This is a genomic window from Acidovorax sp. JHL-3 (assembly GCF_000526295.1).
Taxonomy (GTDB): Bacteria; Pseudomonadota; Gammaproteobacteria; order Burkholderiales; family Burkholderiaceae_C; genus Acidovorax; species Acidovorax defluvii.
Window position 1 is genome coordinate 246805 of the sequence record NZ_JAFU01000004.1, and the last position, 18830, is coordinate 265634.

Sequence of the window (18830 nt, forward strand, 5' to 3'; positions counted from 1 at the left end):
CATCGTTCTCTCATTCGAACCCCCGCCCTTCACCGGCTTCTTCATGGGTCACGCCGTCGCGGATGTGGTAGATGCGCTTGAAAGTCGGGATGATTTTTTCGTCGTGGGTCACGACGATGATGGCGGTTTCGAACCTGCGGGCCATGTCGTTGAGGATGCGGATCACCGCCATGGCACGCTCGCTGTCCAGCGGCGCGGTGGGTTCATCGGCCAGGATGACGGGCGGGCGGTTGACCAGGCCACGCGCAATGGCCACCCGCTGCTGCTCGCCACCCGAGAGCTGCGAGGGCATGGCACGCGCGCGGTGTTGCACGTCCAGCGCCGTGAGCAGTTCAAGGGCCCGGGCGCGCGCCTCGCCATTGGCAACGCCCGCGAGCATGGGCAGCAGCGCCACGTTATCGGTAACGTCAAGAAACGGAATCAGGTAGGGGGCCTGGAAGACGAACCCGATCTTGTCGCGCCGCAGGGCGCGCAGGTCGCGCACTTTCCAGCCCTCGTCGTAGATGACTTCGTCGCCCAGCGTCATGCGGCCGCCGCTCGGGTCAATTACCGCACCCAGGCATTTGAGCAGCGTGCTCTTGCCCGAACCCGAAGGGCCAATCAATCCCACCACCTCGCCCGGCTCGACGTGCATGTCCACGTTTTTCAAGGCATCGACAGCGGTGTCGCCTTCGCCATAACGTTTGCGCAAGCCTTCGATGCGTATGCCTTTGCCGACCATTTCAGCCTCCAATCGCTTCGGCCGGATCGACCTTGAGCGCCATGCGAATGGCAACAATGCTGGCCAGCACGCAGATGGCGAGCACGGCAAAAAAACCGACGATCGAGTCGGCTGGCATCAGCAGCACGTATTTGGGAAACAGCGGCGCCGCAAAGGTGGCCGTGATCTTGCCCACCACAAAGCCAATCACGCCCAGGGCAAGCGCCTGCTGCAAGATCATGGCAGCGATGGTGCGGTTGCGCGTGCCAATCAGCTTCAAGACGGCGATCTCGCGGATCTTGTCCATCGTGAGCGAATAGATGATGAAGGCCACGATGGCCGCACTCACCACAGCCAGAATCACCAGAAACATGCCGATCTGCTTGGCCGAGGTGGCGATCAGCTTGCCCACCAGAATGCCCTCCATCTGCGCCCGGGTGTAAACCGTCATGCGTTTCCAGCGGCGGATGGACTCGGCCACCTCTTCAGGCTCCTGCCCCGGCTTGAGCGTGACGAGCACGGCATTGACGAACGCGTTGGTGCTCTGCGAGGCCACCACGGCATCCAGCAAGCCCGGAACACCGGGTCGGTTGAAGACCGGGTTGGCCTCGGTGCGGCGCCGACTTTGCCAAATGGCGTCGTTGTCCTTGAGGAACTGGGCCTCCTGCGCGTCCTTGAGCGGAATGAACACCATCGGGTCGCCACTGGAGGACACCATGCGCCGGGTCAACCCCACAACGGTGTAGTGGTTGCGGCGGATTTTGACCGCGTCACCCAGCTGGAAGCCGGTGGCGATGTCGGCCACGGCCTCGTAATGGCCCCGGGTGATCTGGCGCCCCGCCACCAGATACGGCGGCCAGCCCGGCGTGGCCCCCATCGCGCCAGGGGCAATGCCCACCACCATGGTGCGCACATCGCTGTCGCCCTTGCGTGCCTGCATGGTCAGGTAAGTCACGTTGGCGGCCTGGGCCACCCCCGGCATGGCCAGCACGGTGCGGTACACGTCATCGTTGAGACTGGACGGCTCGGCATAGGGGCCCAGCGTGTCCTTTTGCACCACCCACAGGTCTGCGCCACTGTTGTCGAGCAGCGCCTTGCCATCGTCCACCATGCCCCGGTACACCCCGGCCATGACCAGAGTGACCCCAATCAGCAGGCCCAGGCCAATGCCGGTGAAAACGAATTTTCCCCAGGCGTGGAGAATGTCGCGGCCGGCCAGGCTGATCATCGCGAAACTCCGGGAATCTGCTCCACCACCTTGATGCGGCTGCGCGCCGTCAGTGCCTTTTCGCTGTAGGTCACGACCTGGTCACCGTTGCTGAGCCCTTCTTGCACCTGCACGTAGCCCTGCAGGTCGGTGGCACCCAGTTTGAGCGGAGAAAACTGCAGATCGCCTTGCACTATTTTCCAGACCCCCACCCTGTCACCATCACGACGAATGGCGGCGTTGGGAACCGATGGAGCAGCGGCAAGCGTGGGCAGGTCGGCCGTGACTTCGGCCAGCTCTCCCACCGGGGGCAGTGGTTGCGGGATGCTGCTGAAGGCCACTTTGGCAAGCGTTTCCTCGGTGACCGCGTCAGCCTTGGGCTCCACCCGGAGCACATGGCCTTCCAGCACTTGGCCGGTGCGCGAACGCAAGGCAATGCGGGCAGGCAGCCCTGCGGCCAGCCCCGATGCACTGATCTGGTCAAAACGCGCATGGATCCACAAACTCTTGGGGTCGATCACTTCCACCACGGCCTGGCCCGCAACAATGGTGGTGCCGGGGTCGGCATCGCGCACGGCGACCACGCCATCCACCGGCGCGATCAGGCGCAGATTGCTCCGCTGCGCCACCAGCGCTTCGCGGTCTGAGCGGGCCCGGGCGGTTTCTTCCCGCGCCGCAGACAGGGCGGCATCGGCGATCTGCAGCTCTTGCCGTTTGGTGGCAACGATTTCTTCGCTGGTCGAGCGCACCGCGAGCAATTGCTCATAACGGCGCGCCTGGGTTTGCGCGTGGGCTTGGCGGGCCTGTGCCTCAGTCAAGGCCGCCTGGGACCGCTTGTAGGCCGCGTCCTGTGAGCGCACGCGGTCATCCAGATCAACCGGCTCCATTTCGCCCAGCACCCGTCCGGCCTTGACCTGATCACCTACCTGCACCTCCAGGCGTTTGACGCGCCCGGCCACCGTCGGCCCGATCTTGTAGGTGTAGCGCGCCTGCACCGTGCCAATACCAAAAAGCGCGGGCGTGATGGCCCGTGATTGCACCTCGACCACCGTCACGGCTACCGGCGCCAGCGGCCCCGAGCGCAAACCCACGTAGATGAAAAGCAGCAACAACGGAACGACAACGGCCAGCAGCGCGAGGGTGCGGCCTTGCAAGGGCAATTTTTTCATTGGTGACTCCCGATTCCACGCCGATAAATGGCAAAAACCCTGGGCGCATCGCGGTGCATGCGCCCCACATCGCCCGCCAGCAACGACTGCATGACCAGGCCCTGAACCGTGCCAATGAACAGCGTGGCGGCCGCCTCGTTGTCCAGCGAGGCCGACAGCTCGCCGCTGGCCTTGCCTTTCTCGATGAGACGATGCAAGCGTTCGCCGTAGCGCTGGATCAGGGTCTGCACCATGCGCTTGGCCGGAGTCGACTCAGCGCGCTGCAGCTCGCCAAACATCATGCGGGGAACGCCTGGGTGCTCGGCCACGAACTCGATATGGCTCATGAACATCGCCTCCAGGGCCGCAAGGGGAGACTCGATGCCCTGTGCGGACCGGTCAATTCGGGCCAGCAGACGGTCTGCCACCCACTCCATGACGGCCTGCCAAATGGCCTCTTTGTTCGGAAAGTGCCGAAACAGCGCACCCTGGGTCAGGTTCATGTGCTTGGCGATGGCCGCCGTGGTGATCTCGCTGGGGTTTTGTGAACCCGCCAGCGCCACAACCGCCTCGACAGTCACTGCACGACGCTCATCGGCCGGCAGATGCTTGGGATGGATTTCCACGAAAACCCCGATCAATAGATAGTAATTGATTACTATCTTATGCGAAGAACGGCAGAAACGCAAAAAAGAATTCAGGGCAAAAAACCGTCAGCCTCGCCACGGTGTGGCGCATGCTGGCTTTGGCGTTTTTCAGCCCCCCCCCGAGGCAACCGGCTGCCTATGCGGCTGGGCAGATGAAAGCGCTACCGCAACGACCACTGCCACTGCCACTGCCACTGCCACTGCAGCTACAGTTGCGCCCTCGTGCCGCAGCCCTGTTCATGAACCCGCACACGACTGCGTAAAAGGCTCACGCACCACCTGCACCGTGACGTGCTCGATGTCAAACCGCTCGTGCAACTCGTGCGTGATGGTCTGAAAGAAGGCGTCTTGCGGGTGGCCATCGGGCATGACCAGATGCGCCGTCAGGGCCACCTCGGAGGTGCCCATCGCCCAGATGTGCAGATCGTGGACGCGGGTGACGCCCGGCAGGGACAGCAGCCAGGTGCGCACGGCGGGCAGGTCCACCGTGGATGGCACGCCATCAAACAGCAAGTGCACCGACTGCTTGAACAGGCCCCAGGTGCCCAGAACGATCACGGCAGCAATCACGAGGCTGACGACCGGGTCCAGCCAGTCCCAGCCCAGCCAGAGTGCAAGCCCACCCGCCACCACCACACCGGCCGAAACCAGCGCATCGGCGACCATGTGCAGAAAAGCGCCACGGATGTTCAGGTCATGGCTGCCCCGCATGAACAGCAGGGCCGTCAAGGTGTTGATGACAATGCCCAGGCCCGCCACCACCATGATCGTGACCCCTTCGATCGGCTGGGGGGAGTTCAACCGGTCGATGGCCTCCCAGGCCAGCGAGCCCATGGCCACCAGCAAGAGCATCGCGTTGATGAACGCCGCCAAAATGGTGGCCCGCTTCCAGCCATAGGTGTGCCGGTCATCTGGCCGAAGGCGCCCCGCCAGAGCGCCGCCCCACGCCAGAATCAGCCCGGCCACATCGCTCAGGTTGTGCCCCGCGTCTGCCAGCAGGGCCAGCGAGTTGATCTTCCAGCCGTAAAACGCCTCCACCGCCACGAAGAGCGTGTTGAGCGCGATGCCGATGGCAAAGGCTCGGCTGTAGCTGGCGGGTGCGTGGCTGTGCTCGTGTGCAGCGCTCATGGATTGCCTGTTTCCTTGCGGCGCAAAACACCCGAGAGTTCGGAGCCCGGCGACACGGTGTTGAACACCGTTCCGTATTTTTTGACGTTCTCGTGCAGCAGGGCAAGGCGGCGATCCGGCTCATCGGTGTCCACGGTGATCTCGTAGGAAATGGACTCCAGCCGAGGGGGCACGTCCTGGCGCACCCCATGCACATGAACCTCGACCCCGCGCAGCTCGAACTTGAGGATGGGAATGACCCGCTCGATCCCCTTGATCATGCACGCCGACAGGGCTGCCAGCAGCAATTCTGCGGGATTGAACGCCTGGGGATTGCCCGCCATGTCCGTGTCCAGCGCAATCGTGGCCTGCTTGCAGTGCGCCTGGCTGGCCTGCGCACTCAGGCGCACCGACACCACGTCAAACACCAATTTGGGTTTGGCGGCACCCGTCATGCCAGCCACGCCTCGATCTTGTCGCGCTGGGGCACCCCGCCGGCGTGAACGACCTTGCCATCCACCACCACCCCTGGCGTGGCCAGGACGCCGTAAGCAATGATGGCTTGCATGTCCTGAATCTTGTCAATATTCACGGCGACGCCCTTGTCACGGGCAACCTGCTCGATCAGGGCGGTGGTGGTCTTGCAGTTGGCACAGCCGGAGCCGAGTACCTTGATGTCTTTCATGGCGAATCCTGGTTGGTAGTGATGAATGTTCACAGCACAAGGTTGAAGATATAGCCCACCAGCAAAATGCCCAAGGCCACGACGCCGGCAAAGGTGGCTATCAGGCGCGGCTTGAGGGCCTTGCGCAAAATGATCATTTCGGGCGCGGACAAGGCAATGACGCTCATCATGAACGCCAGCACCGTGCCCAGCGCTGCACCTTTGCCCAGCAGGGCCTGCACGATCGGAATGACGCCCGCCGCATTGGTGTACATGGGCACACCCAGCAGCACGGCCACCGGCACCGACCACCAGGCATCCCGGCCCATGATGGCCGCCATGAAGTCTTGTGGAACATAGCCGTGGATGCCCGCGCCCAGCGCAATGCCCGCGACAACGTAGGGCCAGACCTTGCCCACAATCTCGCGCACATGGTGCCCACCGGCCTGCAAGCGCTGGGCCCAGCCCATGCCATCGCCGTCGTAAGTGGCCGCGCTCTGCCCGTTGGCAACGGCCAGCACCCAGTCTTCCAGATAGCGCTCCATGCGCAGGCGGCCGATCACGATGCCGGCCACGATGGCCACGGTCAGCCCCAGCACGAGGTAGAGGGCGGCCACTTTCCAGCCAAACAGGCCCAGCAGCATCACCAGTGCCACCTCGTTGACCATGGGAGCCGAGATCAGAAAAGAGAAGGTCACCCCCAGCGGCACACCCGCCGAGAGAATACCGATGAACAAGGGCACGGCCGAGCATGAGCAAAACGGGGTCACGATGCCCAGCAATGCGGCCAGCACGTTGCCCACCCCTGCACGCTTGCCCGCCAGCAGGGCGCGCGTGCGCTCGGGCGCAAAGAAGGTCTGCACCACGCCCATCACGAAAACCACCCCGGTCAGTAGCAGCAGCACCTTGGGCGTGTCAAAAAAGAAGAAGTGCACCGCCTCGCCCAGTGCGGTCTGGCGCGTCAGCCCCGCCTGCACCAACAGGGCATCCGCAAAATCGGTGAGGTGGGTGTAACTCCACCACCAGGCAGGCGCCAGCAGCGCCAGCGCGAGCACCCAGCGCGTCAAAGGTGGGATTTTTGGGGTTTTCAGTTCGGACGAAATCATTGGCAAAACCTCTGGAGGGATGCCATCGCCGTCAAGCCGCCGACGCACGTTCGGGCGCACGCTCGAGCGCGTTTATCTGCGTGTCGGCCACGGGCGGAGCCGAATCACTTGCCTGCGCCGCGTGGTCTTCCAAGTGCAGCAAGTCGCCCAATTGGTGCAATGCGGCCTCGCGGCGTTCCATTTCCTGGGGGCAAGCCCAGGCCTTGATGTCTTTGGCGTAACCCATGCACATGTGCATCTCCTGTGTCGTTGAGTCAGAAGACGCAGCAACTGCCCAAAAGATGCAGCTGCGCTTATTTCGGACGTGGGGTGAAGCAGCACACCGCGCCGCGCTCGTTCAGCACCACCTGGCACGAGGTCAGCAAACGTTCCCTGAGGCGCTTTCGGGCGCGCTGCACACGGGATTTGGCCCCCGGCACGGTGATGCCCAACATGCGGGCATAGTCCTCCTGCCCCATGCCGTTGAGATCGCACTGGACGATGGCATCCCGGTCCGACGCGCTCAACTCCGCAAGCACGCGCGGCAGGCAGGTGGCCAGGCTGTCCACCGCAGCCGGCGGGTCTGCCTCCATCGCTGGCAGGTCGTCAGGCAAGGCATCCAGAGGGTGGTGCCGGCGCAGGTGATCCGTCAGGGTGTTGCGGCTGACCTCAAACAGCCAGGCACGGGCGTTGGCCACGTCGCAGAACCGGCGGCCTTGGCGCAAGGCTTTGATGAAAACGTCTTGCAGCAGGTCCTGCGCTGCCACCGGGTCGTTCAGGTGCCGGGTCAGCCAGCGCTGCAACTCGGTTTCGTGCGCGTGCCACGCGGTCATCAGACAGGTCGGCGTCGAGGTATCACTCATGCATCGCATTGTTATCCACTGCAACAGCGCCGACCACAGCGCCACGATGGTGCAGCGCACAAGACCGGGGCACTGCGGGCTGTGGCGCCAGGTCGCTCAATCGCGCCAAAGCGCCCTGAATCATTGAGCTAGACGCTCTTGATTCAATAGCCAACACCACTTTTCCAAGCTGGCACAGGCCTTGCATTAGTAGGTTCAGACCCTCACAGGTCTGCATGGCTGCATCGCCCAACGGCGGGCGAATGCGGCCAGAACCCGGACAAAGGCGTCCCCACCCGCGCACTGCTGCTTCTTGCAGCCAGGCGCGGTGTGAGGACGCCTCTTTTTGTTTGTCACGCCCAAGGGAAGCCCCATGACCGATCTGCTCAAAACCAGCCTCAACCGCCGCACCGTGCTGCAAGCCGCCACCGTGGGCGCCACGGGCGTGAGCCCCGCGCTGCGCGCCCTCGTCCACGCCCAGGGCTCGGACGCCCCCGAGAAGAAGGAAGTGAAGATCGGCTTCATTCCGCTGACCGACTGCGCCAGCGTGGTGATGGCGTCGGTGATGGGCTTCGACAAGAAGCATGGCGTGACCATCATCCCCACCAAAGAGGCCAGCTGGGCCGGCGTGCGCGACAAGCTGGTGAACGGCGAGCTCGACTTTGCCCATGTGCTGTATGGCCTGGTCTATGGCGTGCACCTGGGCCTGGCCGGGCCCAAGAAAGACATGGCCGTGCTGATGACCCTCAACCACAACGGCCAGGCCATCACGCTGTCCAAAAAGCTGGCGGACAAGGGCGCCGTCAATGGCGCGGGCCTGGCCCGGCTGATGGCGGCCGAAAAGCGCGAATACACCTTCGCCCAGACCTTTCCCACGGGCACGCACGCCATGTGGCTCTATTACTGGCTGGCAGCCAACGGCATCGATCCGATGAAAGACGCCAAGGTCATCACCGTGCCGCCGCCGCAAATGGTGGCCAACATGCGCGTGGGCAACATGGATGGCTTTTGCGTAGGCGAGCCCTGGAACCACCGCGCCATCATGGACGGCATCGGTTTCACAGCCACCACCACCCAGGACATCTGGAAAGACCATCCCGAAAAGGTGCTGGGCACCACCTCGGAGTTTGTGCAGAAATACCCCAACACCGCGCGCGCCGTGACGGCGGCCATTCTGGAGGCAAGCCGCTGGATCGATGAAAGCCTGGCCAACAAGACCCGCATGGCCGAAACCATTGCCGGCAAGGCCTATGTGAACACCGGCGTGGATGCCATCAACCAGCGCATCCTGGGCCGCTACCAGGATGGCCTGGGCAAGACCTGGGACGACCCCAACCACATGAAGTTCTACAACGACGGCGCGGTGAACTTCCCCTACCTGTCTGACGGTATGTGGTTTCTTACGCAGCACAAGCGCTGGGGTTTGCTGAAGGCGCACCCCGATTACCTTGGCGTGGCCAAGTCGATCAATCGCATGGACGTGTACCGCCAGGCGGCCACCGCCACCAAAACACCGCTGCCCAAGAGCGACATGCGCAGCCACAAGCTGGTGGATGGCGTGGTGTGGGACGGCAAAGACCCCGCCAGATACGCCGACGGTTTCAAGCTCAAGGCCTGACAGCCCGCAGTCATCTGCCCCACTCGTCCTGCCTACCGGAGAACACCATGGTCAGAGCCGTATTTCATGCCCCGCTGGATACCGCCCCTGCAGCAACGCAAGACGCTATTGATAATATAGCTACTAGCGCTTTACCCACGGGCGCTACAAGCCAAAAACACTCAAAAACCACACCCACCAAGGCCCCGGCAGACCGGGACTGGGCTGCCAGCTCCCGCAGCTTCTGGCTGGCGGTGCTGCCGCCGCTGTGCGGCCTGGGCCTGCTGCTGGGGGTGTGGGCGCTGGTTTCTGCCGGCACCGGCAACAGCATTCCCGGCCCCCGCGAAACCTGGGCACAGGCGCTGGACGTGTTCAGTAACCCGTTTTATCGCAACGGCCCCAACGACCAGGGCGTGGGCTGGAACGTGCTGATGTCGCTCGAACGCGTCGCCGTGGGCTTTGGCCTGGCGGCGGCGGTGGGCATTCCGGCGGGCTTTGCGATTGGGCGCTTCGAGTTTTTGAGCCGCATGTTCAACCCGCTCATCAGCCTTCTGCGCCCGGTGTCGCCGCTGGCATGGCTGCCCATTGGCCTCTTGGTATTCAAGGGCGCCAACCCGGCGGCCATCTGGACCATCTTCATCTGCTCGATCTGGCCCATGATCATCAACACCGCGGTGGGCGTGCAACGGGTGCCGCAGGACTACATGAACGTGGCCCGCGTGCTCAACCTGTCGGAGTGGAAGATCTTCACCAAGATACTGTTCCCCGCCGTGCTGCCCTACCTGCTGACCGGCGTGCGCCTGGCGGTGGGCACGGCCTGGCTGGTGATCGTGGCAGCCGAGATGCTGACCGGCGGCGTGGGCATTGGTTTTTGGGTGTGGGACGAGTGGAACAGTCTCAACGTCAAGAACATCATCATCGCCATCTTCGTGATCGGCATCGTCGGGCTGGTGCTGGAATATGCCCTCATCAAGCTGGCCAGCGCCTTCACGTTCGAAGAAGTGAAGGCTTGACCCACCCCTGAGCCGCGCCTGCGGCGCGTCACCCCCTCAAGGGGGCACCACCAGTGGCCTGGCAAAGCCGGTTCCACGGTGGTCCACCGAAAAACCAGGAGTTCTTCATGCATACATCGCTCACCAGCAAGTTCATCGAGATACAGGGTGTCGAGCAGACCTTTCGCACCCGCAAGGGACTATTCCCCGCGCTGCAGGGCATTGACCTGACGATCGCCCAGGGCGAGTTTGTGGCGCTGATTGGCCACTCGGGCTGCGGCAAATCCACGCTGCTCAACCTGATTGCCGGCCTGAACACCCCCACTGCCGGTGCCCTGCTGTGCGCCAACAAGGAGATCAAGGGCCCCGGCCCCGAGCGCGCGGTGGTGTTTCAAAACCACTCGCTGCTGCCCTGGCTGACCTGCTTTGACAACGTGCACCTGGCAGTCGAGCGGGTGTTCGGCAAAACCGAAAACAAGGCACAGCTCATGGCCCGCACCGATGCGGCACTGGCGCTGGTGGGCCTTGCGCATGCTGCGCAAAAGCGCCCCGGCGAAATCTCGGGCGGCATGAAGCAGCGCGTGGGCATTGCCCGTGCGCTCAGCATGGAACCCCAGGTGCTGCTGATGGACGAGCCCTTCGGTGCGCTCGACGCACTCACCCGCGCCAAGCTGCAGGACGAGTTGCTGGAGATCGTGGCACGCACGCACAGCACAGTGGTGATGGTGACGCACGACGTGGACGAGGCCGTGCTGCTGTCCGACAAGATCGTGATGATGACCAACGGCCCCGCCGCCACCATTGGCGAGGCGCTGGCGGTTGACCTGCCGCGCCCGCGCAACCGCGTGGCACTGGCCGAAGACCCGCGCTATGTGCACTGCCGCAAGGCGGTGATCGACTTCTTGTACACGCGCCAGGCGCATGTGGAAAAGGCGGCCTGATCCGGCACCACCAAAGGGCCCTGGCCACACGCAGCCAGGGCTTTTTTTGACGTTGGCGTCATCCATTGCGCTTCACTCCAGCCACGCACCCATGTAACCGGCGCGGGCCAAACCAGGGCAGCCGTGCAAGGGCCGCCCCGCCGCACTGGCTGCGTCCCCCTTCCCGCATTGCGCAGCAACTCGAGAGAAGGGGGAAGGCGCGCAAGCGCCTCAGGGGGTTGTCACCCCATTCAGCGCACGCCGCCCGTGATGTAGTGCTCGAGCTGCTCGATGATGAACTGCTGCTCGGAAATGATGTCCTTGACCAGGTCACCGATGGAGATCAGCCCCACCAGCCTGGCGCCGTCGACCACCGGCAGGTGGCGCAGGCGGTTTTCGGTCATGAGCGCCATGCACTCCTGGCTGGTCTGGGTGGGGCGCACATACATCACGTCGGCGGTCATGACATCCCGCACCAGCGTGGCTGCGGACGTGCGCCCCAGCAGGGCGATCTTGCGGGCGTAGTCGCGCTCGGTGACGATGCCCACAATGGTTTCGCCCTCCATGACCAGCAGGGCCCCGATGCGTTTTTCGGCCATGCGCTGGAGCGCATCCAGCACTGAGTCTCCGGGTGCGATGGCATGGACGGTGTTGTCGCTCTTGGATTTGAGAATGTCAGCAACGGCAGTCATAAGGGACCTCGATAAAAAATGGTGGGCGAACGCCAAAGAGTTTCAACGCATCCTGCCTTGCGCGCAACACCGCCATGGCAAGGGGCCTGTTGTGCGGCAACTGGCACCACCGCAGTGCCCCATTGCGCCGCAAAACCTTTTTTTGGTCAAATAATGCTCTAGCGCTTATCCATAAAGCGCTGATAGCTATTAAAAATAGAGCAGATCACGAGCCACCTCAGCGCCGACCACCCAGCAGGCCGCCGCCGATCTTGAGCAGGTCGCCCAGCCCTACCTGGCCGTCGCCATCCTGATCGAGCAGGCTGCCCAGCAAACCACCACCCAGGCCCCCTTGCTGCTGCACCCGCGCCTGCTCCTGGCCCAGCACCTGGCCCAGGCCGCCGGCGTCCATGCCGCCCGAGCTCATGCGCTGCGCCAAAAACGACATCACGATGGGCGCCAGCATCTGCAGCAACTGCCCGGCATTGGAGCCCAGCCCCGTGACCTGGCCCAAGCCGGTCTCGGCACGTTGCTGGTTGCCCCCAAAAATGTGGCCCAGGATGGCCGCGCCATCGGGCTGGCCGCCCCCCGCGCTGCCGCCGCCGCCCAGCAGCGAACCGAGCAGACCGCCCAGATCAGGGCTGCCGCTGTGGTCGCGCTGCAATGCGCCAAAAAGGTCCATGGCGCCCTGGGGCTGGGCTGCATTGCGCCCCAGCGTGCCCAGCAGCAACGGCAGGGCCGCGCCCACGGCGTCCTGGGTCTGCGCGGGGCTGGTGCCCAGTTGCTGTGCCATTTGCTGCAGCGGGGCGCCCTGAAGCTGGGCCATCAGTTCATCAACAAGGGAGGCGGGGGAGTTCATGGCGTGCATCCTTTCAAATCAATGCGTGGGCCACCGGGCCCAGCTGACATGTTAGGCCCAACGGGTGACTTTGGAATGAACGGAGCCCTGGTAAGCCGGGCACCTTGGCCGGGTTTCAAGGCCCCGGACCAGCAGCTGCGGCAAGTTGTGCGACGGCGGGCGGTCGTTGCACACCCGTAACCCGCGCAACCCGCGCCGCCCGTACAACCGGGCGCCGCTGCGGCGGCCATCCGGGGCCACCGCCACGGCCCACATGGGGGCGACCGCACTGGCCGGCACATCCACCCCTGCCACATCGCGCGATACCCTGTGGCACCCGGGGCTTCCATGCCCCCTCGCCTTTTGCGTCAGAATGTTTCGCAACCCAAGACTGCGCGCGCCCATGACCCCTCTTTTTCCAGACCACCTGCCTGCCGCCACGCTGCTGCCCCGCTCTACTCCCCCAAAGCCCTGCCGTTCACCACGCAGGCTGGCCTTGGCCGCCATTGCCGGGCTGGCATTGCTGGTGGGCGCGTGCTCTGACAAGGCTGCGCCCGCAGCGCCCAGCGGCCCGGTGGAAGTGGGCGTGGTCACCCTGGAGTCCGAGCGCCAGACCGTGACCACCGAATTGCCCGGACGCACCAGCGCCTTCCTGAGCGCTGAGATCCGCCCCCAGGTGGGCGGCATCGTGCAGCAGCGGCTGTTCACCGAAGGTGCGCAGGTCAAGGCCGGCCAGGCGCTTTACCAGCTCGATGCCTCGGGCTTCCAGGTGGCGCTGGCCAGCGCCGAGGCCCTGGTGGCCAAGGCACAGGCCGGTGTGGGCACGGCCGAGGTCAACGCCCGGCGCAATGCCGAACTGGTGAAGATCGATGCGGTCAGCCGGCAGGTATACGACGACAGCCAGGCCGCCGTGGTGCAGGCCCGCTCCGACCTGGCCGTTGCCCGCGCCGCGCTGGACAACGCCCGCATCAACCTGGGCTACACGCGCATCAAGGCGCCGATTGCGGGCCGCACGACCACGTCCACCGTCACGCCCGGCGCACTGGTCACCGCCAACCAGACCGCCGCGCTCACCACCATTTCGCAGCTTGATCCGCTGTATGTGGATGTCACCCAGTCCAGCACCGAGGTGCTGCGCCTCAAAAGCGACCTCGCGCGCGGGCGCATCCAGAAAAACGGCCCGGCCGAGGCGCCCATCACCCTGCAGCTGGAAGACGGCAGCCGCTACCCCCACCCCGGCAAGCTGCAGTTTGCGGGCGTGAGCGTGAACCCCGGCACCGGCGCCGTGACGCTGCGCGCCGTGGTGCCCAACCCCGACGGCCTGCTCATGCCCGGCATGTATGTGCGCGCCATTCTGGAAACCGGCATCAACGCGCAGGCCCTGCTGGTGCCCCAGCAAGGCGTGAACCGCGACACTGCAGGCAACGCCAGCGTGCTGCTGGTGAACGCAGAGGGCAAGATCGAGCGGCGCAAGGTTGTGGTGGAAACGGCCGTAGGCAACCGCTGGTTGGTGGGCAGCGGGCTGGCGGTCGGCGACCGCGTGGTAGTGGAGGGCTTTCAGCGTATCAAGCCCGGCGACACGGTGAAGCCGACCGAGGTGGTGGCCAAGCCAATGGCTGTCGCGGGTGCCACAGCAGCGCCTGCAGCGCCGGCTGCATCCGCCGCATCGGCTGCGCGCTGAGGGCCGGCCCGCCATGGCACAGTTTTTCATCAACCGGCCCATCTTTGCGTGGGTCATCGCCATCATCATCATGCTGGCCGGCGCCATGTCCATCAAGACATTGCCGCTGGAGCAATACCCCAACATTGCACCGCCGCGCGTGTCGATCAGCGCCAACTACACCGGCGCATCGGCCAAAACCGTGGAAGACTCGGTCACGCAGGTGATCGAGCAGCAGCTCAAGGGGTTGGACAACCTGATCTACATGGGCTCGACCAGCGACGCCTCGGGCAGCTCGCGCACCACGCTCACCTTCAATGCCGGCACCAACATCGACGTAGCCCAGGTGCAGGTGCAAAACAAGCTACAGCAGGCCATGTCGCGCCTGCCGCCGGCCGTGCAGAGCCGTGGCGTCACCGTCACCAAGGGCGGCAACGACTACCTGATGATCATCACCTTCACCTCGCCCGACCCCAGCGTGTCGCAGGTGGACATTGGTGACTACATCTCCAGCAACCTCGTGGACGTGATCAGCCGCATTGACGGCGTGGGCGACGTGCTCACACTGGGCACCGGCTACGCCATGCGCGTGTGGCTCGATCCGGGCAAGCTCGAAAAATACGCGCTCATGCCGTCAGACATCGGCAGCGCCATCAATGCGCAGAACGCGCAGGTATCGGCAGGCCAACTGGGGGCCCTGCCCGCCGTGGGCGAGCAGCAGCTCAACGCCACCATCACCGCGCGCAGCAAGCTGCAAACCAAGGAAGAGTTCGAGCAGATCGTTCTCAAGTCCACCACCGACGGCGCCGCCGTGCGCCTGAAAGACGTGGCGCGCATCGAGCTGGGCGCAGAAAACCTCACCATCACTTCGCGCCTGAATGGCCAGCCCGGCGCCAGTATGGGCGTGGTGCTGTCCGACAGCGCCAACGCCATGGCCGTGGCCACTGCCGTCAACGCCAAGATCGCCGAGCTGCAGCCGTTCTTTCCCTACCAGCTCAAACCCTTTACCAGCTACGACACCACGCCGTTCGTCAGCGCCTCGATCGAAGAAGTGGTCAAGGCCCTGCTCGAAGCCATGGTGCTGGTGGTGCTGGTCATGTACATCTTTTTGCAGAACTTCCGCGCCACGCTGATTCCGGCCATTGCCGTGCCGGTCGTGCTGTTGGGCACCTTTGGTGTGCTGTCGGCAGCGGGTTATTCGATCAACACGCTGACCATGTTCGGCATGGTGCTGGCCATCGGCCTGCTGGTGGACGACGCCATCGTGGTGGTGGAAAACGTCGAGCGCGTGATGAGCGAAGAAGGCCTGTCCCCCAAAGAGGCCACGCGCAAGTCGATGGCCGAAATCACCCCGGCCCTGGTGGGCATTGCGCTCACGCTGTCGGCGGTGTTCATCCCCATGGCGTTTTTTGGCGGCTCCACCGGGGTGATCTACCGGCAGTTTTCCATCACCATCGTGTCGGCCATGGTGCTGTCGGTGCTGGTGGCCCTCACGCTCACGCCCGCGCTGTGCGCCACCTTGCTCAAGCCCATTGCCAAGGGCCAGCACAGTCCCCATGGCGCGCCCCGCAAGGGCATTGCGGGCTGGATTGACCGCTTTTTTGTGGGCTTCAACCGCCGCTTTGACCGTTCGGCTGACAGCTACCAGCGCGGCGTGGGCACCGTGGTGCGCCGGGGCAAACGCATGATGCTGGTGTATGTGCTGATCTGCGCCGGCATGGCGGTGCTGTTTTTGCGCCTGCCCACGTCGTTTTTGCCCAATGAAGATCAAGGCGCGATCTCGGTGCAGATCACGTTGCCGCCAGGCTCGTCCAACGCGCGGCTGCAGGCCGTGATGGCGCAGGTGCAAAAGTATTTTGCTGCCCAGCCCGATGTGGTCAGCTTCAACTCGATCACCGGTTCGGGTGGTGACCAGAGCTCGGCGCGCGGCTTTGTGCGGCTGACCAACTGGAGCCAGCGCACACGCCCCGACCAGAGCGCCGACGCCATTGCGCGCAAGGCCACCAAGGACCTGGCCGCCATCCGCGATGCGCGCATTTTCGTGCTGCTGCCGCCCGCCGTGCGCGGGCTGGGGGCCAATGCGGGCTTCAATTTTCAGCTCAAGGACCTGAACGGCCTGGGCCACGATGCGCTTGTGTCCGCGCGCGACAAGGTGCTCGAACTGGCCGCCAAGCGCCCCGAGCTGAGCAACACGCGCAGCACCAACCTCGACGACACCGCGCAGCTGGGCGTGGACATTGACGACAGCAAGGCCGGTGCCCTGGGCCTGGCCACGGTGGACGTGAACAACACCCTGTCGAGCGCGCTGGGCGGCACCTATGTGAATGACTTTCTCAACAAGGGGCGCGTGAAGCGGGTCTACATGCAGGGCGATGCGCCGTTTCGCATGCTGCCGCAAGACGTGGGCCCCTGGACGGTGCGCAACAACCAGGGGCAGATGGTGCCGTTCTCGGCGTTTTCGAGCACCCGCTGGACCTATGGCTCACCCCAGTTGCAGCGCTACAACGGCAGCCCGAGCTACGAGTTCGTGGGCAGTGCGGCGGCGGGCGTGAGCTCGGGCGTGGCCATGGCGGCGGTCGAAGACATCATGAAGGAAATGCCCGCGGGCATTGGCTACGAATGGACCGGCGCCTCGTTTCAAGAGCGGCTGTCGGGCTCGCAGGCGCCGCTGCTGTATGCGGTATCGATTCTGTTTGTGTTTCTGTGCCTGGCCGCACTCTACGAAAGCTGGTCGGTGCCGTTTTCGGTGATTCTGGTGGTGCCGCTGGGCATTGTCGGGGCGCTGCTGGGCATCGGGTTTCGCGGGCTGTCGAACGACGTGTACTTTCAGGTGGGCCTGCTCACCACAGTGGGGCTGTCGTCCAAAAATGCCATCCTGATCGTGGAATTTGCCACCCAGTTGCAAGAGCGCGGCCGCAGCGTGCTCGATGCCACGCTGGAGGCCGTGCGCCTGCGGCTGCGGCCCATTTTGATGACCTCGCTGGCGTTCGGGTTCGGTGTACTGCCCCTGGCGCTGGGCAGCGGCGCCGGGGCGGGTGGCCGCCAGGCCATTGGCACGGCGGTGCTGGGCGGCATGGTGTCGGCCACCGTACTGGGCATCTTTTTTGTGCCGGTGTTCTTTGTCCTGATTCGCGGTTACTTTGCTGAGCGCAAGGCAAAGCAGACTGCCAGCGAAACCGGAGCCGCCGCATGAGCCGCATCCCCCTGATCGCCCCCCGCCGCACCGTGGTGCGCGCCACCGCCGCCAGCGCACTGGCATTGCTGGCGCTGGCTGGCTGCACCAGCCTGGCGCCCGACTATGCGCGCCCCATGCTGCCCGTGCCCGCCACGCTGAACGGCACGAACGGCCCAGACGGGCCTGAGGGCACCGCGCTGACGCCCGAGACCGGCCCCATGGGCTGGCAGGAATTTTTGCAGGAGCCGCGCCTGCGCGAACTGGTGGCGCTGGCGCTGCAAAACAACCGCGACCTGCGCGTGGCAGTGCTGGCCATCGAGAAGGCCCGCGCGCAATACGGCGTGGAGCAGTCCAGCCGGTTTCCTGCCGTGGGCGCCACCGCCGCGGGCAACCGCACGCGCACGGCCGATGACCTGAACACCAGCGGCCGCTCGCCCACCAGCAGCCAGTACAGCGCGCAACTGGGCTTCAGCAGCTACGAGATCGATTTTTTTGGCCGCGTAAAGAACCTCAACGAGGCTGCGCTGCAAGAGTTTTTGCGCACCACCGAGAACCGCCGCAGCGTGCAGCTGAGCCTGGTGGCCGAAGTGGCCAACGCCTGGCTCACCCTCGACGCCGATGGCCGGCGCCTGCAACTGGCGCAAGACACCCTGCGCAGCCGCCAGAAGTCATACGAACTGACAGAACGCAGCCATGCCCTGGGCGCCGCCTCGGGCCTGACGCTGGCGCAAACCCAGACCACGGTGGACACCGCCCGCGCCGACGTGGCCGCCTTCACCAGCCAGGTGGCGCGCGACCGCAATGCGCTGGCCCTGCTGGCGGGCGCGCCGGTGCCTGAGGCCCTGCTGCCCGACGGGGCGAACCCCGGGGCCACGGCCTCCCCTGCCCAGGCTGCGTCGGCATCGGCATCGGTGGCACCCGCCCCCAGCCTTGCCACACCCGCCGCCACCTTGCTGGCGGTGCCGGGCGACCTGCCCTCGTCGGTGCTGCTCAACCGCCCCGATGTGCGCGCCGCCGAATACACGCTGCGCGGCGCTTACGCCAGCATTGGCGCGGCCCGTGCCGCGTTTTTCCCCAGCATCACGCTCACGGCGTCGGCGGGCACCGCCAGCAATGCGCTGTCGGGCCTGTTTGACGGCGGCAACGGCACCTGGAGCTTTGCGCCACAGATCCGCCTGCCCATCTTTGATGCGGGCCGCAACCGCGCCAACCTCCAGATCGCCGAAACCGCGCGCGACACGGCCCTGGCCCAGTACGACAAGGCCGTGCAAACCGCGTTCCGCGAGGTGGCCGATGCGCTGGCAGAGCGCGCCACGCTGGCCGAGCGCCTGCAGGCCCAGCAATCGCTGCAGGCGGCCACCCTGAAGGCGCTGCAGCTGTCCCAAGCGCGCTACCGGCTGGGCGCCGACAGTTACCTGCCCGTGCTGGACGCCCAGCGCGCGCTTTACAGCGCGCAGCAGACACTGATCGGGCTGGCACTGGCCGAGCAGGCCAACCGGATCACGCTGTACAAGGTGCTGGGTGGCCGCTGGATCGACACCACCCCGGGTGACAGCACCGCAACGCCCGGCCCCTGA

At 64.9% G+C, this 18830-nt stretch carries 18 protein-coding genes; 6 read left to right on the forward strand and 12 right to left on the reverse strand.

The window, feature by feature from the left end:
• Positions 1–10: 10 nt before the first annotated feature.
• From K226_RS0116550 to K226_RS0116595, 10 genes are all read right to left on the reverse strand, one after another.
• The gene (locus tag K226_RS0116550; protein ID WP_024815843.1) at positions 11–721 is read right to left on the reverse strand and encodes an ABC transporter ATP-binding protein; all 711 of its coding nucleotides are present in this window, start codon (positions 719–721) and stop codon (positions 11–13) included.
• Between the two features lies 1 nt (position 722).
• Positions 723–1928 (reverse strand): ABC transporter permease, encoded by a 1206-nt coding sequence (locus tag K226_RS0116555; RefSeq protein WP_024815844.1) that lies wholly within the window; start codon positions 1926–1928, stop codon positions 723–725.
• A complete protein-coding gene (locus K226_RS0116560) occupies positions 1925–3076 on the reverse strand; it encodes an efflux RND transporter periplasmic adaptor subunit (protein ID WP_024815845.1) in 1152 nt (383 codons plus the stop codon). The genes K226_RS0116555 and K226_RS0116560 overlap by 4 nt, the downstream gene beginning before the upstream one ends.
• On the reverse strand, positions 3073–3681 hold the full coding sequence (locus tag K226_RS0116565; RefSeq protein ID WP_024815846.1) for a TetR/AcrR family transcriptional regulator: 609 nt from the start codon (positions 3679–3681) through the stop codon (positions 3073–3075). The genes K226_RS0116560 and K226_RS0116565 overlap by 4 nt, the downstream gene beginning before the upstream one ends.
• A gap of 258 nt (positions 3682–3939) precedes the next feature.
• Positions 3940–4830 carry a cation diffusion facilitator family transporter gene (locus tag K226_RS0116570; RefSeq protein ID WP_024815847.1) on the reverse strand — a complete coding sequence of 297 codons (891 nt, stop codon included), beginning with the start codon at positions 4828–4830 and terminating at the stop codon, positions 3940–3942.
• The gene (locus K226_RS0116575; protein WP_024815848.1) at positions 4827–5264 is read right to left on the reverse strand and encodes an OsmC family protein; all 438 of its coding nucleotides are present in this window, start codon (positions 5262–5264) and stop codon (positions 4827–4829) included. The genes K226_RS0116570 and K226_RS0116575 overlap by 4 nt, the downstream gene beginning before the upstream one ends.
• Positions 5261–5494 carry a thioredoxin family protein gene (locus tag K226_RS0116580; protein WP_024815849.1) on the reverse strand — a complete coding sequence of 78 codons (234 nt, stop codon included), beginning with the start codon at positions 5492–5494 and terminating at the stop codon, positions 5261–5263. The genes K226_RS0116575 and K226_RS0116580 overlap by 4 nt, the downstream gene beginning before the upstream one ends.
• 29 nt (positions 5495–5523) lie before the next feature.
• Positions 5524–6579: a permease gene (locus K226_RS0116585; RefSeq protein WP_024815850.1), complete on the reverse strand. Its 1056-nt coding sequence runs from the start codon at positions 6577–6579 to the stop codon at positions 5524–5526.
• 31 nt (positions 6580–6610) lie between these two features.
• Entirely contained in the window at positions 6611–6811 is a 201-nt protein-coding gene (locus tag K226_RS0116590; RefSeq protein WP_155886575.1) for a hypothetical protein, read from the reverse strand.
• Positions 6812–6872: 61 nt separating this feature from the next.
• Positions 6873–7421 (reverse strand): sigma-70 family RNA polymerase sigma factor, encoded by a 549-nt coding sequence (locus tag K226_RS0116595; protein ID WP_035242126.1) that lies wholly within the window; start codon positions 7419–7421, stop codon positions 6873–6875.
• Between the two features lie 352 nt (positions 7422–7773).
• Between K226_RS0116595 and K226_RS0116600 the strand changes: the two genes are divergently transcribed.
• The 3 genes from K226_RS0116600 to K226_RS0116610 all read left to right on the forward strand — a co-directional run bounded on the left by K226_RS0116600 (position 7774) and on the right by K226_RS0116610 (position 10930).
• Positions 7774–9018 (forward strand): CmpA/NrtA family ABC transporter substrate-binding protein, encoded by a 1245-nt coding sequence (locus K226_RS0116600; protein ID WP_024815853.1) that lies wholly within the window; start codon positions 7774–7776, stop codon positions 9016–9018.
• Positions 9019–9065: 47 nt separating this feature from the next.
• On the forward strand, positions 9066–10010 hold the full coding sequence (ntrB, locus tag K226_RS0116605; protein WP_024815854.1) for a nitrate ABC transporter permease: 945 nt from the start codon (positions 9066–9068) through the stop codon (positions 10008–10010).
• A gap of 107 nt (positions 10011–10117) precedes the next feature.
• Positions 10118–10930, forward strand: coding sequence for an ABC transporter ATP-binding protein (locus K226_RS0116610; protein WP_024815855.1), 813 nt, complete (start codon positions 10118–10120; stop codon positions 10928–10930).
• A gap of 230 nt (positions 10931–11160) precedes the next feature.
• Here the strand turns inward: K226_RS0116610 and K226_RS0116615 are convergent, their stop codons facing one another.
• Positions 11161–11601, reverse strand: coding sequence for a CBS domain-containing protein (locus K226_RS0116615; protein WP_024815856.1), 441 nt, complete (start codon positions 11599–11601; stop codon positions 11161–11163).
• A gap of 217 nt (positions 11602–11818) precedes the next feature.
• Positions 11819–12439 carry a DUF937 domain-containing protein gene (locus K226_RS0116620; protein WP_024815857.1) on the reverse strand — a complete coding sequence of 207 codons (621 nt, stop codon included), beginning with the start codon at positions 12437–12439 and terminating at the stop codon, positions 11819–11821.
• 382 nt (positions 12440–12821) lie between these two features.
• Here K226_RS0116620 and K226_RS0116625 point away from each other — a divergent pair, with 382 nt between their 5' ends.
• From K226_RS0116625 to K226_RS0116635, 3 genes are read left to right on the forward strand one after another with little or no spacing between them, the layout of a single operon-like run.
• Entirely contained in the window at positions 12822–14099 is a 1278-nt protein-coding gene (locus K226_RS0116625; RefSeq protein ID WP_024815858.1) for an efflux RND transporter periplasmic adaptor subunit, read from the forward strand.
• A gap of 13 nt (positions 14100–14112) precedes the next feature.
• Positions 14113–17271, forward strand: coding sequence for an efflux RND transporter permease subunit (locus tag K226_RS0116630; protein ID WP_024815859.1), 3159 nt, complete (start codon positions 14113–14115; stop codon positions 17269–17271).
• Entirely contained in the window at positions 17268–18830 is a 1563-nt protein-coding gene (locus tag K226_RS0116635; protein ID WP_024815860.1) for an efflux transporter outer membrane subunit, read from the forward strand. The genes K226_RS0116630 and K226_RS0116635 overlap by 4 nt, the downstream gene beginning before the upstream one ends.